The sequence below is a fragment of the Stenotrophomonas sp. genome (assembly GCF_035634915.1).
Lineage (GTDB): Bacteria > Pseudomonadota > Gammaproteobacteria > Xanthomonadales > Xanthomonadaceae > Stenotrophomonas.
Map to the genome: position 1 here is coordinate 12,890 of NZ_DASQCB010000024.1, position 12,498 is coordinate 25,387.

General features: G+C 68.4%; 13 protein-coding genes. 10 read left to right on the plus strand and 3 right to left on the minus strand.

Annotation, left to right across the window (positions count from 1 at the left end; translation table 11 throughout):
- Positions 1-3: 3 nt before the first annotated feature.
- Together fmt and def are read right to left on the minus strand one after the other, a co-directional pair.
- Positions 4-927, minus strand: coding sequence for a methionyl-tRNA formyltransferase (gene fmt / locus VER16_RS18580; protein ID WP_324810652.1), 924 nt, complete (start codon positions 925-927; stop codon positions 4-6).
- A 121-nt stretch (positions 928-1,048) separates the two neighbouring features.
- Positions 1,049-1,561: a peptide deformylase gene (gene def / locus VER16_RS18585; RefSeq protein WP_324810654.1), complete on the minus strand. Its 513-nt coding sequence runs from the start codon at positions 1,559-1,561 to the stop codon at positions 1,049-1,051.
- 128 nt (positions 1,562-1,689) lie between these two features.
- Here def and VER16_RS18590 point away from each other — a divergent pair, with 128 nt between their 5' ends.
- The 9 genes from VER16_RS18590 (at position 1,690) to VER16_RS18630 (ending at position 11,344) form a co-directional block, all read left to right on the plus strand.
- Positions 1,690-2,817 (plus strand): LysM peptidoglycan-binding domain-containing protein, encoded by a 1,128-nt coding sequence (locus tag VER16_RS18590; protein WP_324810655.1) that lies wholly within the window; start codon positions 1,690-1,692, stop codon positions 2,815-2,817.
- 159 nt (positions 2,818-2,976) lie between these two features.
- Positions 2,977-4,110, plus strand: coding sequence for a DNA-processing protein DprA (dprA, locus tag VER16_RS18595; protein WP_324810657.1), 1,134 nt, complete (start codon positions 2,977-2,979; stop codon positions 4,108-4,110).
- A 43-nt stretch (positions 4,111-4,153) separates the two neighbouring features.
- Entirely contained in the window at positions 4,154-4,627 is a 474-nt protein-coding gene (locus VER16_RS18600) for a DUF494 family protein (RefSeq protein ID WP_108770130.1), read from the plus strand.
- A 39-nt stretch (positions 4,628-4,666) separates the two neighbouring features.
- Positions 4,667-5,392 carry a pilin gene (locus VER16_RS18605; RefSeq protein WP_324810660.1) on the plus strand — a complete coding sequence of 242 codons (726 nt, stop codon included), beginning with the start codon at positions 4,667-4,669 and terminating at the stop codon, positions 5,390-5,392.
- A 55-nt stretch (positions 5,393-5,447) separates the two neighbouring features.
- Positions 5,448-6,365, plus strand: coding sequence for an RDD family protein (locus VER16_RS18610; protein ID WP_324810662.1), 918 nt, complete (start codon positions 5,448-5,450; stop codon positions 6,363-6,365).
- Positions 6,366-6,578: 213 nt separating this feature from the next.
- The gene (locus VER16_RS18615) at positions 6,579-9,062 is read left to right on the plus strand and encodes a DNA topoisomerase I (protein WP_324810664.1); all 2,484 of its coding nucleotides are present in this window, start codon (positions 6,579-6,581) and stop codon (positions 9,060-9,062) included.
- Positions 9,063-9,203: 141 nt separating this feature from the next.
- Positions 9,204-9,764, plus strand: a complete 561-nt coding sequence (locus VER16_RS18620) for a Sua5/YciO/YrdC/YwlC family protein (protein ID WP_324810666.1) — start codon at positions 9,204-9,206, stop codon at positions 9,762-9,764.
- A 43-nt stretch (positions 9,765-9,807) separates the two neighbouring features.
- The gene (locus tag VER16_RS18625) at positions 9,808-10,494 is read left to right on the plus strand and encodes a DUF4124 domain-containing protein (protein ID WP_324810668.1); all 687 of its coding nucleotides are present in this window, start codon (positions 9,808-9,810) and stop codon (positions 10,492-10,494) included.
- Positions 10,495-10,627: 133 nt separating this feature from the next.
- Positions 10,628-11,344, plus strand: a complete 717-nt coding sequence (locus VER16_RS18630; protein WP_324810670.1) for a hypothetical protein — start codon at positions 10,628-10,630, stop codon at positions 11,342-11,344.
- Positions 11,345-11,374: 30 nt separating this feature from the next.
- Here the strand turns inward: VER16_RS18630 and VER16_RS18635 are convergent, their stop codons facing one another.
- Positions 11,375-12,151 carry an SDR family oxidoreductase gene (locus tag VER16_RS18635; protein WP_324810672.1) on the minus strand — a complete coding sequence of 259 codons (777 nt, stop codon included), beginning with the start codon at positions 12,149-12,151 and terminating at the stop codon, positions 11,375-11,377.
- 110 nt (positions 12,152-12,261) lie between these two features.
- Here VER16_RS18635 and VER16_RS18640 point away from each other — a divergent pair, with 110 nt between their 5' ends.
- A complete protein-coding gene (locus VER16_RS18640) occupies positions 12,262-12,468 on the plus strand; it encodes a hypothetical protein (protein WP_324810675.1) in 207 nt (68 codons plus the stop codon).
- Positions 12,469-12,498 lie beyond the last annotated feature (30 nt).

The window sequence follows — 12,498 nt, forward strand, 5'->3', positions numbered from 1 at the left end:
GGCTTACGCTCCCACGCGCAGGTCGCGACGCGCATTGAGGTAGTCGGGGGCGGTGATCGCCTTGCCGCCCTCACGCTGCAGCACGCGCAGGCGCAGGGCGCCCTGCCCGCAGGCGATGTCGATGCCTTCGCGGCCAGCGGCCAGCACGGTGCCCGGGGCCTGGCCGTGGGCCAGGTCCAGCGCGACGGCACCATGGATGCGCACGCGCTCGCCGGCCAGCTGTGCTTCGGCAATGGGCCACGGGTTGAACGCCCGTACCGTGCGGGCCAGCGCCTGTGCATCCAGCGCCCAGTCCAGCTTCGCCTCGGCCTTGTCCAGCTTGTGCGCGTAGGTCACGCCCTGTTCCGGCTGCGGCCGTGCGATCGGCTTGATGCCTGCGCGCAGCAGGCCCAGGCCATCGGACAGCACCTGCGCGCCCAGCGCGGCCAGCGCATCATGCAGGTCGCCACCGGTGGCGGTGGCGGCGATCGGCAGCTCCTGGTGCAACAGCACCGGGCCGGTATCCAGGCCCGCTTCCATCTGCATCAGGCACACGCCGGTGGTGGCATCGCCGGCCTGGATCGCGCGCTGGATCGGCGCGGCACCGCGCCAGCGCGGCAGCAGCGAGGCATGCACGTTCCAGCAGCCATGGGTCGGGATGTTCAGTACCGCCCTGGGCAGGATCAGGCCGTAGGCCACCACCACCATCAGGTCCGGCTGCAGGTCGCGCAGCTGCTGCTGGGCCGCCTCGTCCTTCAGCGTTTCCGGCTGGTAGACGGGAATGCCACGGGCGACCGCCTCGAGCTTGACCGGCGACGGCGCCAGGCCACGGCCACGGCCGGCCGGGCGGTCCGGCTGGGTGTAGACGGCCACGACCTCGTGGTGGCGCGCGGCCGCGCGCAGCGACGACACCGCGAATTCCGGCGTACCGGCAAAGACAATCCTCATGGCTACCCCACTTGCAGGATGGATACGTGCAGAAAGAACAACGGCGCCGTCGGCCGGCGCCGTACAGCCCGCGCGGGACGCGCAGGCAGGGGCCACCGCGAAGGGCGGCCCGCGATGGCGGTCAGGCCACGTGCTTGCGCTGCTTGGCCAGCTTCTTGCGGACCATTTCGCGTTTCAGTGGCGACAGATAGTCGATGAACAGCTTGCCGTCCAGGTGGTCCATCTCGTGCTGCACGCACACGGCCAGCAGGCCATCGGTGCTCAGCTCCTGCGGCTGCCCCTGGCGGTCCAGGAACTTCACGGTGATGGTGTCGGCGCGGGTCACGTCGGCGAAGATGCCCGGAACCGACAGGCAGCCTTCCTGGTACACCTGGCCCCCGTCCCTGGCGACGATTTCCGGGTTGATGAACACCCGCGGCTCGTTCTTCTCTTCGCTCACGTCGATGACCATGAAGCGCTTGTGCACATCCACCTGGCTGGCGGCCAGGCCGATGCCGGGGGCGTCGTACATGGTCTGGAACATGTCGTCGAGCAGGGTCTGGAAGGCCGGGGTGGTCACCTCGGCGGCGTCGATCAACGCAGCCTTGGTACGCAGGCGCGGATCGGGGAACTCAAGAATGGGGAGCAGGGCCATGGCTGTTTCCGGGTTGGAGCCGGGGATACGCCGGCATACGTCGCAGATTCTATCTGTAACGCTTGCCTTGCGCCCCGGTTTCTGGACTATAGTGCGCGAACCTGTTGGGGAATCAGGGCTTCACACCTATGTTGCTTCGTTTTCGTACGGTCGTCGCTGCGGCGATGCTGACCGTGGCTGCCTATGCTACCGCCGTTGAAGTGAATGGCGGGCACCCGGACACCTATGTGGTCCGCAAAGGGGACACGCTGTGGGACATCGCAGGCCGTTTCCTGCAGAAGCCCTGGCTGTGGCCGGAGATCTGGCAGGCCAACCCGCAGATCGCCAACCCCCACCTCATCTACCCGGGTGACGTGCTCAGCCTGGCCTATCTGGACCGCGTGACGGCCCAGCCCGGCCCGCGCACGGAAGCCCCGGTGACCGGTGTGCCGCTTGCCGAGGTCGAACCCTTCCTGAAGCAGCTGAGCGTGGTCGACAGCATCGACCAGCTGCCCTACGTGGTCGGCCTGGAAGACAACCGCCTGCGCGCCACCAGTGGCCAGGCTGCCTATGTCCGCCTGGCCGATGCCCAGGTCGGCCAGCGCTGGGCCGTGGTCCGCCCGACCGTGCGCTACGGCCAGCCCAAGCCCACCGAGGACCTGACCGCCAACGGCGATGTCACCCCGGGCAGCGGCAACCTGTGGAAGGCCTACAACGCGCCCAACCACCGCCGCGGCGTGCTGGGCTATGAACTGGCCCAGGTCGGCCTGGGTACCATCACCAAGGTCGCCGGCGGCAAGAGCGAAGCCTCGACCCTGATGCTGGACGCCAACGTCAATGGCCGTGAAGTGCGTGCCGGTGACCGCCTGGTGCAGGTGGAAGCCCAGCCCTACGACCTGCAGTTCTTCCCGCATGTGCCGGCTGCCAGCCTCGAAGGCCTGGACGTACGCGTGCTGGCCGTGGCCGACATGTTCAATGCCGGTGGCCCGCGCGACGTCATCGCCATCTCGGCCGGCCGCAGCCAGGGCGTGGACAACGGCACGGTGTTCTCGCTGTGGCGCCAGGGCAGCCATGTCGCCCACCGCATGAAGTACCCGAACTCCTCGCGCATGGACGATTCACCGTCCACCGGTGCGGGCCGGGTCAGCCTGCCGGACGAGTACGCGGCCCATGCGATGGTGTTCCGCACCTTCGACAACGTCAGCTACGCGCTGGTGATGCAGGGCGTGAAGCCGGTGAACGTGGGCTACAGCGCCCAGCACCCGGACGCGAAGTAGAGTCGACCGTTGGTCGACTGCTACACGAAGGCGCCCGCGGGCGCCTTCGTTGTTTGTGGCCCGGACCACGCGGAAACCCCGCCTGCGGCGGACTCCCCTGACAGCAGAACGCGACGGCGGCCTAGGGCGCCCTCGTCGTCCGTGGCCGATAGTCGGCTGATGCCCCGATCAGATCACTCTGCCGAAGCCCTCGCCCGCCTGGTCCTGGCCGGCGGGCCGCTGGCGCCCCGCCGCGCCCTGCTGCTGGCCCGCGGCGATGCCTCTGCCGCCCTCGCCCTGGGGGTGGCCGGCTGGCGTGCCCATGGCTGCTCCGCCGAGCAATGCGCAGCCCTGCAGCAGCCCGACCCGGCGGCGCTGGCCACTACCCTGCGCTGGCTGCAGCAGCCTGGCCAGCAGCTGCTGGGCTGCACCGACCCGGCCTTCCCGCCACTGCTGCAGGACATCCCGCAGCCGCCGCTGGCCCTGTTCGTGGCCGGCGATGCCAGCCTGGCCTGGCACCCGGCGGTAGCCGTGGTCGGCAGCCGCTCGCCCACCCCGACCGGGCGAGCGCTGGCGGCGCGCTTCGCCGCGTCCTTCGTCGAGGCCGGCCTGACGGTGACCAGCGGCCTGGCCGCCGGCATCGATGCCGCCGCCCATGCCGCAGCGCTGGACGCGGGCGGCCACACGGTAGCCGTCATCGGCACCGGTCCGGACCAGGCGTACCCGCCCGGCAATACCCGTCTGCAGGCCCGCATCGGCAGCGAGGGCTGCCTGCTCAGCGAGTACCCGCCGGGTACCCCGGCACGCCCAGGGCAGTTCCCCGCGCGCAACCGGCTGGTGGCCGGCCAGGCGCTCGCCACGGTGGTCATCGAGGCGGCCCATCGCTCCGGCGCGCTGATCACCGCGCGCCTGGCAGCCGAGGCTGGCCGCGAGGTCGGTGCGGTACCCGGCTCGGTGCTGAGCCCGCGGGCTGCCGGCTGCCATCGGCTGATCCGCGAGGGCGTGGCCCTGGTCGAACGCCCCGAGGACGTCCTGGAACTGCTGGCCCCTGCCCTGCGCCAGCACCTGCCCGGCTTGCAAAGCCGCCTGGCCACCCCCACTGAACAGGCATCGCCGGCAGTCCTGCCGGACCGGTGGGCGAACGACCCTGACTACCAGAGCTTGTGGCAGGCGCTGGACCACAACCCAAGCGGTATGGATTCATTGATCATGCGTTGTGGATTGACGGCGCCTGAGGTGTCCTCCATGCTGCTGGCCATGGAACTGGCGGGAATCGTGGTGTGCGTACACGGCCGCTACTGTCGAACTCCCTAGTTTCTTCACCTCCACAGCGTCGCGCGACGCAGGCCGAGGGGCAATGAAAGAGAGCATCCTTGACGTACTGTTGTACCTGTTTGAACACTATTTCAGCGAAGATGCGGACCTGATCCGTGACCGCGACTCGCTGCAGAATGGCCTGATCCAGGCCGGTTTCAGCCCCACCGAGATCAACAAGGCGTTCGACTGGCTCGACGCGCTGGCCGCACAACGGCCGAGCGTGGCGCAGGCCCGGGTCGATGGCCCCGTGCGCATCTTCCACGGCCCCGAGCTGGACAAGCTGGACGTGGAATGCCGCGGGTTCCTGCTGTACCTGGAACAGCACGGCATCCTTGATGCCGACCAGCGCGAGCTGGTGCTGGACCGTGCCATGGCCCTGGACCAGGACGAACTGGACCTGGACGACCTGAAGTGGGTCGTGCTGATGGTGCTGTTCAACCAGCCGGGCGCCGAAGCGGCCTACGCCTGGATGGAAACGCAGATGTTCATGGACGAGCCAGAACCCCTGCACTGACCGTACACTTGGGGACCGTGCGCATTCAGGAGCGTCCCCGTGAGTGAGTGGTGCCACGCCCAAGGCAACCGCCAGCAAGGCCCGTTGCCGGCGGAACAGTTGATCGCGCTTTTCCGCAGCAACGAGATCACCCTCGACACCCTGGTCTGGCGTGATGGGCTGCCGCAGTGGCAGCCCCTGCGCAGCGTGGTCGACGAACTGGGCCTGATCGTGCCGGCCGTGGACGCACCCGTCGGCGCACCGCCGCCCGTTGCACCGCAACCGCCGGTGCTGCCGCCTGGAACCCCGTACACCGCCGCCAGCGCCCACCTGCCACCGCCGAAGAAGGGCCTGTCCGGCTGCGCGCTGACCGCCATCATCGGTGGCGTCGCCCTGCTCGTTCTGGTGCCGATCGTGGCCATCCTGGCCGCCATCGCCCTGCCCGCCTACAACGACTACACGATCAAGGCCAAGGTCGCCGGGGCGATCACCGCGCTGCAGCCGGTGAAGGAACAGGTGCAGCGCTTTGCCGATGACCAGGGCCGCTGCCCGGGCGCCAACGACGCCGGCTTCCCCGAAGCGGGCAGCTTTGCCAGCCAGGGCCTGTCGGCGGTGCACATCGGCCGCTTCAACAATGGCCATTGCGGCATCGAGGCCACCCTGGCCGTGCCCGGCAAGGCGATCGACGGCGACCTGCTCTGGCAGGAGTACGACCGCGAAAGCGGCCGCTGGGAATGCACCGGCGAAAGCGATGACAAGTATCTGCCGGTGCAGTGCCGCGGCTGAGCCGAAGGCACCACAGGCCACATGACTTCCAAGGACGACCCAACAGGGGACCGCAATGACTGAGTGGTATTACGCAGAAGGCCAGCAACGCCAGGGACCGTTCCCGGTCACCGAGATCCGCCAGCGCTTCCAGCGCGGGCAGCTGACCCTGGACACGCTGGTGTGGCGCGAGGGCATGGGCCAGTGGGCGGCCCTGCGCCAGGTGGTGGACGAGCTGGGCCTGCAGACCCTGGCCGAGGCCACTGACAGCAGCGCCTCGGGCGGCTTCGACCTGCGCGGTGACTATGCTGCCATCGACAACGGCACCGCGCCGTTGCCCGGTACCGGCGCGCTGAGCAGCTCCCCTTACAGCGCCCCGGGCGCGGCCAGCAGCGACTACTCGCAGGCGGTCCAGGGCGGCGAAGTGGTCTACGCAGGCTTCTGGAAGCGCGTGGCCGCCTATCTCATTGATTACATCGTGCTGGTGATACCCAGCGGCCTGCTGGGCGGCGTCTTCGGCGCGGTGATCGGCCTGGCCGGCAGCGGTGGCACCGGCACCGAGGTGCTCATCCAGGCGGTCAGCGGCCTGGTCGGCCTGCTCATCGGCATGGGCTACTACGGCTGGTTCCACGCCTCGCGCGGTGGTGCCACCCCCGGCAAGATGGCCGTCGGCATCAAGGTCGTGCGCAGCACGGGCGAACGCATCACCCTGGGCCGCAGCATCGGCCGCTACTTCGCCACCCTCCTCAGCAGCATCCTGCTGTGCATCGGTTACCTGATGGCAGCCTTCACCGACCGCAAGCAGGCCCTGCACGACATGATCTGCGACACCGTGGTGGTGGACCGCTGGGCCTTCACCGACCAGCCGCATCTGCAGCGCCGCGAGCTGGGCACGGTCACCATCGTGGTCCTGGTCCTGGGCGGCATCGGCTTCCTCGGCCTGTTGGCTCTGCTGATCGGCCTGATCGCGATGGCCGCCAGCATGGCCGGCTGAGTCCGGCCATGGCGGGCCGCCCAGCCCCCATCCTCACGCCCCGCCCCTTGACAGGGCCCATCCGGGCGTGATTCCTCTAATAAGGAAACCTGAACGCCCGGCACATTACCGGGCGTTCAGTTTATGGATTTGCCCGTGGCCGCTTCACTAATGCGGCCGTTTGCTCCACCCTAGCGGCCCCTTCCCCCGGTCCGCCCACAGACCTTTCCCGACATGCCCAAGCACCTGCTCATCGTCGAATCGCCGGCCAAGGCCAAGACGATCAACAAATACCTCGGCAAGGATTACACCGTCCTGGCCTCGTATGGGCATGTGCGCGACCTGATCCCGAAGGAAGGCGCGGTGGACCCGGACAACGGGTTCGCCATGCATTACGACGTCATCGACAAGAACGAGAAGCACGTCGATGCCATCGCCAAGGCGGCCAAGGGCGCCGACGACATCCTGCTGGCGACCGACCCGGATCGCGAGGGTGAGGCGATCAGCTGGCACATCGCCGAGATCCTGAAGGAACGCGGCCTGGTCAAGGACAAGCCGATGCAGCGCGTGGTCTTCACCGAGATCACCCCGCGCGCCATCAAGGAAGCCATCAACCAGCCACGCGCCATCGCCAGCGACCTGGTGGACGCCCAGCAGGCGCGCCGCGCGCTGGATTACCTGGTCGGTTTCAACCTGTCGCCGGTGCTGTGGCGCAAGGTCCAGCGCGGTCTGTCCGCCGGCCGCGTGCAGAGCCCGGCGCTGCGCATGATCGTCGAGCGCGAGGAGGAGATCGAAGCCTTCATCGCCCGCGAGTACTGGTCCATCGGCGCCGAATGCGCCCATCCCAGCCAGCATTTCAACGCCAAGCTGATCAAGCTGGACGGGCAGAAGTTCGAGCAGTTCACCGTCACCGACGGCGACACCGCCGAAGCCGCCCGCCTGCGCATCCAGCAGGCCGCGCAGGGCTCGCTGCACGTCACCGACGTGGCCAGCAAGGAGCGCAAGCGCCGCCCGGCGCCGCCGTTCACCACCTCCACCCTGCAGCAGGAAGCCTCGCGCAAGCTCGGCTTCACCACCCGCAAGACCATGCAGGTGGCGCAGAAGCTGTATGAAGGCGTGAACATCGGCGACGAAGGCACCGTCGGCCTGATCTCGTACATGCGTACCGACTCGGTGAACCTGTCGCAGGACGCACTGGCCGAGATCCGCGACGTGATCGCCCGCGATTACGGCATCGCCTCGCTGCCGGACCAGCCCAACACCTACCAGACCAAGTCCAAGAACGCCCAGGAAGCCCACGAAGCCGTGCGCCCGACCTCGGCCCTGCGGACCCCGGCCCAGGTATCGCGCTTCCTCACCGACGACGAACGCCGCCTGTACGAGCTGATCTGGAAGCGTGCGGTGGCCTGCCAGATGATCCCGGCCACCCTCAACACCGTCAGCGTCGACCTGTCGGCCGGCAGCGAACACGTGTTCCGCGCCAGCGGCACCACCGTGGTCGTGCCCGGCTTCCTGGCCGTGTACGAGGAAGGCAAGGACAACAAGAGCGCCGAGGACGAGGACGAAGGCCGCAAACTGCCGGCGATGAAGCCGGGCGACCGCATTCCGCTGGAACGCATCCTGGCCGAACAGCATTTCACCCAGCCGCCGCCGCGCTTCACCGAAGCGGCACTGGTGAAGGCGCTGGAAGAGTACGGCATCGGCCGTCCTTCGACCTACGCCTCGATCATCCAGACCCTGCTGTTCCGCAAGTACGTGGAAATGGAAGGCCGCAGCTTCCGCCCGTCCGACGTCGGCCGTGCGGTGTCCAAGTTCCTGTCCAGCCACTTCACCCAGTACGTGGATTACGACTTCACCGCCAAGCTTGAGGACGAGCTGGATGCCGTCTCGCGCGGGGAGGAAGAGTGGATCCCGCTGATGGCCCGCTTCTGGGAGCCGTTCAAGGAACTGGTGGAAGACAAGAAGGAATCGGTCGATCGCGCCGAGGCCAGTGGCGCGCGCGAGCTCGGCACCGACCCAAAGACCGGCAAGCCGGTGAGCGTGCGCCTGGGCCGTTTCGGGCCGTATGCGGCCATCGGCAGCACCGCCGAGGACGCCGAGGAGAAGCCGAAGTTCGCTTCGCTGCGCCCCGGCCAGTCGATGCACACCATTTCCCTGGAAGACGCGCTGGAACTGTTCCTGATGCCGCGTGCGCTGGGCGAGGACAACGGCGAACCGGTCAGCGTGGGCATTGGCCGTTTCGGCCCGTTCGCCAAGCGTGGCAGCACCTATGCCTCGCTGAAGAAGGAAGATGACCCGTACACCATCGACCTGGCCCGCGCCGTGTTCCTGGTTGAAGAGAAGGAAGAGATCGCGCGCAACCGGATCATCAAGGAGTTCGAGGGCAGCGACATCCAGGTGTTGAATGGCCGTTTCGGGCCGTACATCAGCGACGGCAAAATGAACGGCAAGATCCCCAAGGATCGCGAGCCGGCATCGTTGACCCTGGCCGAAGTGCAGCAGCTGATGGAAGAAACCGGCAAGCCGGTGCGCAAGGGCTTTGGCGCCAAGAAGGCTGCGGCGAAGAAGGCCCCGGCCAAGAAGGCGGCGGTGAAGAAGGAAGCCGCGCCGAAGAAGGCGGCTGCAAAGAAGGCACCGGCCAAGAAAGCGGCGGCCAAGAAGGCCCCCGCGAAGAAGGCGGCGAAGAAAGCAGTGAAGAAGGCCGCGGCCAAGAAGTAGATCCACGCCATGCGTGGATGATCTGCCCGGATGTGCGGACCAGCGGTCCGCACCCACCGCCTGTCCCCACAACCGGTACCCACCACCCGTTCTGAACACCCCGGGGGGATAATGAAGCCCCACGTCGGGCTGGCCTTGTCCATGAAAGAACTCACCCTCGATACTGCTGTGACCACGCTGCGCGCGGGGGGCGTGATCGCCTACCCGACCGAGGCGGTCTGGGGCCTGGGCTGCGACCCCGCGCATGAGGCGGCGGTACACATGGTGCTGCGCCTGAAGCAGCGCCCGGTCGAAAAGGGCATGATCCTGGTCGCTGCCGACCTGCCGCAGCTGGAAGGCTGGGTCCGCCTGGACGCCCTGCCCGACGCCCGCCAGCGCGCGGTGCTGGCCAGCTGGCCCGGCGCCAACACGTGGATCCTGCCGGCCGGCCCCCGGGCACGCAGCTGGGTCACCGGCGAACACAGCGGCATCGCCGTGCGCATCAGCGCGCATCCGCTGGTGGAGGCGCTGTGCCGCGCCTGGGGCGGGCCGCTGGTATCCACCAGCGCCAACCTGGCCGGCGAGCCACCGGCGCGCACCCGCGAAGAACTGGACCCGCGCCTGCTGCGCCTGCTCGATGGCATCCTCGACGGCCAGACCGGGGGCCTGGCCCAGCCGACGCCGATCCGCGACGCGCTCAGTGGCAGCATCCTGCGCTCCTGAGGCGCGGTTTGCGCTGCGGCGGCAATACGCGCAGTCTGCAGCCATGAACCTGCTGCGCCCTGCCCTGTGCCTTGCGTTGTCGCTGCCATTGGCGGCGCTCGCCGATGATGACGTGCGGGTCTACCGCTGCGTGGGCAGCAATGGCGCCGTCGCCCTGCAGGACACGCCCTGCCGCAGTGGCCGCCAGGAAGTGCGCGACCTGCAGCGCCCGCGCGACCCGCCGCCGCGTGCGGCAAGCACCGATACCCCGCCGCCGACGCCCGCGGAAACGCCCGACATGGGCGCTCGCGAGGTCCGCCACGTCTACATCCAGCCGCCGCAACCGATGTACGAATGCGTGCGCGATGACGGCAGCCGCTATACCAGCGACAACAACGAGGGCAACCCGCGCTGGGTGCCGGTGTGGACCACGATCTGGTACGGCCCAGGCCTCGCTGGCGGCCCAGGCCCGGGCGGCGGTGCCGTCGGTATCGGGCCACCGCCCGGTGGTGCCGGTATCCCGGTACACCGGCCACCGCCCGGTTATGGGGTGGGCGTACCCGGCGGCAACGTGCTGGTGCGCGATGCCTGCACCCTGTTGCCGCCACAGGAAGTCTGCTCGCGCCTGCGCGACCGCCGCTGGGAACTGGACCGTCGCTACAACAGCGCCCTGCAGAGCGAACGCACGGCGATCAGCAAGGAACAACGCGGCATCGACGCCCGCCTGCCGCAGGACTGCAGCGGCGGTTGAGCGCCAACGCTTTGGTAGATGCCCACCTTGGTGGGCGCTGACAAACAGCGGTGCCCACCAAGGTGGGCATCTACCAGAGAATCGGCCACCACGCGTGCCAGCCACGCAGTGGCCGCTGCTGTAGGCTTCATGCATGAAGAAACTGATCTGGCTCGCCCTGTCCCTGCTGCCCGGTGCGGCCGTGGCCGATGACGCGGTGATCTACCGCTGCACCGGCAGCAGCGAGGTTCCCACCCTGCAGCGCATGCCGTGTTCGGCCGGCATGAAGCAGGAGATCGTGAAGCTGCCGGGCGCCTCGCCGGCCGCGGCCCCAGCGACCGCTCCCGCGCCCGTGCCGGCCGCCGCCGACGCTGCACCCGCTGCTGCGGCCACCACAGCACCTGCATCTCCGCCACGCGCGGGCCAGGAACGCATCATCAGCGAGGCCTACATGGTCGAGCGCGATGGCGGCGATGCCATTCTCGACAGCGCCCTGCTGCCCCGCGACGGTGATGCCAAGGTCGATGGAAACGCGCCGCCCAAGCCACCGCTGCCACCGATCTTCCAGTGCCTGGATTCGCAGGGCGGGCAATACCTGCACGAGTACGAAGCTGCACCGGGCCGCTGCGAGTTGATGACCGTCAGCGGCCTGGGTGGGGTCACCCCGGTCAATGCGGCGAGCTGTGAGGTGGTCACTGACCGTTGCAACGAAGTGACCGAGGCCCAGCGCTGTGGCAGCTGGCAGCAGCGGTTCCGCAATGCACGCGGCAGCGAGCGCTTTGCCTCGGTAGAGAACCGCGACACAGCCCGCGCCGAGCGTGAGCGCCTGCAGGCCGTGTTGGCCGCCAGTGATTGCCGCGTACCGGATTGATTGTCCGCCGGGCATGGCCCGGCGAGAGGGTCAGAACCCGTAACGCAGGAAGCCGCCGTCGACGGCGATGCACTCGCCGGTGACATAGCTCGACGCCGGCAGGCACAGGAAGCCCACCGCAGCGGCCACTTCCTCGGGCTCTCCGATGCGGCGCATCGGCGTGCGCGCGATCACTTCGTCGTAGTAATCCGCATCGGACAACGGCCCGGAGGTGCGCCGGGTACGGATATACCACGGCGCCACCGCGTTCACCCGGATGCCGTCCTCGGCCCACTCCACCGCTAGGTTGCGGGTCATCTGGTGCATCGCCGCCTTGGTCATGCCGTACACCACGCCGCTGCGCACATGGGTCAGGCCGGACACGCTGCCGACGTTGACGATGGCCGACGACGCATGCCGGGCCAGCAGCGGGTGCGCATAGCGCGACAGCTCGAAGGCCGAGAACAGGTTGGTTTCGAAGATCTGCCGCCACTCGTCCTCGGAGTACTCGGTGGCCGCCTTGGTGACATTGCCACCGGCATTGTTGACCAGGATGTGCAGGCCATGGCTGTGGTCCTCCACCCAGTCCAGGATCTGCCGGCGGTCTTCGTCATCGGAGACATCGGCGGCCAGCGCATGCACCTGCATCTGCGGATGCTCGTCCAGCAGTTCGTCGCGTGCGGTTTCCAGTATGTCGATGTCGCGGCCGACGATCATCAGATCGGCACCGAAACCAGCCAGTTCATGTGCGATTGCCAGGCCGATGCCGGCGCTGGCGCCGGTGATCAGGGCCGTCTGCCCGTCCAGACGCCACCGTTGCTGGGTCATGTGTTCTCCGGGGCCACGCCCGCTGCATTTCGATGCGGCAAGGATACGCGTCACAGCAGGCCGCTGCCGACAGTGCGACACTGCCCCATCACCCGCCCAGGAGCACCACCATGCGTCTGCTGATTCCCGCCTGCCTGTCGGTTGCGCTGCTGGCCGGTTGCCAGAAGCCGGCCCCGCCCAACCCCGAGAAGCCGCCGGAGCCGCAGGCGCTGGCCACGGCCATCAACCAGCCGCTGGACCGCGCCAAGGACGTGCAGAAGACCGTGGACGCCGCTGCCGAGCGCGAGCGCAAAGCCGAGGCCGAAGCAACGCAATGACGCCTGGGGTCGGGGTCCTTTGCGATGCAA

Coding starts and splice junctions, on each gene's coding strand:
- VER16_RS18590 (WP_324810655.1), top strand. CDS start 1,690: ATGTTGCTTCGTTTTCGTACGGTCGTCGCTGCGGCGATGCTGACCGTG.
- VER16_RS18610 (WP_324810662.1), top strand. CDS start 5,448: ATGACTGAGTGGTATTACGCAGAAGGCCAGCAACGCCAGGGACCGTTC.
- VER16_RS18625 (WP_324810668.1), top strand. CDS start 9,808: ATGAACCTGCTGCGCCCTGCCCTGTGCCTTGCGTTGTCGCTGCCATTG.
- fmt (WP_324810652.1), bottom strand. CDS start 927: ATGAGGATTGTCTTTGCCGGTACGCCGGAATTCGCGGTGTCGTCGCTG.
- VER16_RS18600 (WP_108770130.1), top strand. CDS start 4,154: ATGAAAGAGAGCATCCTTGACGTACTGTTGTACCTGTTTGAACACTAT.
- VER16_RS18615 (WP_324810664.1), top strand. CDS start 6,579: ATGCCCAAGCACCTGCTCATCGTCGAATCGCCGGCCAAGGCCAAGACG.
- VER16_RS18640 (WP_324810675.1), top strand. CDS start 12,262: ATGCGTCTGCTGATTCCCGCCTGCCTGTCGGTTGCGCTGCTGGCCGGT.
- VER16_RS18630 (WP_324810670.1), top strand. CDS start 10,628: ATGAAGAAACTGATCTGGCTCGCCCTGTCCCTGCTGCCCGGTGCGGCC.
- def (WP_324810654.1), bottom strand. CDS start 1,561: ATGGCCCTGCTCCCCATTCTTGAGTTCCCCGATCCGCGCCTGCGTACC.
- dprA (WP_324810657.1), top strand. CDS start 2,977: ATGCCCCGATCAGATCACTCTGCCGAAGCCCTCGCCCGCCTGGTCCTG.
- VER16_RS18635 (WP_324810672.1), bottom strand. CDS start 12,151: ATGACCCAGCAACGGTGGCGTCTGGACGGGCAGACGGCCCTGATCACC.
- VER16_RS18620 (WP_324810666.1), top strand. CDS start 9,204: ATGAAAGAACTCACCCTCGATACTGCTGTGACCACGCTGCGCGCGGGG.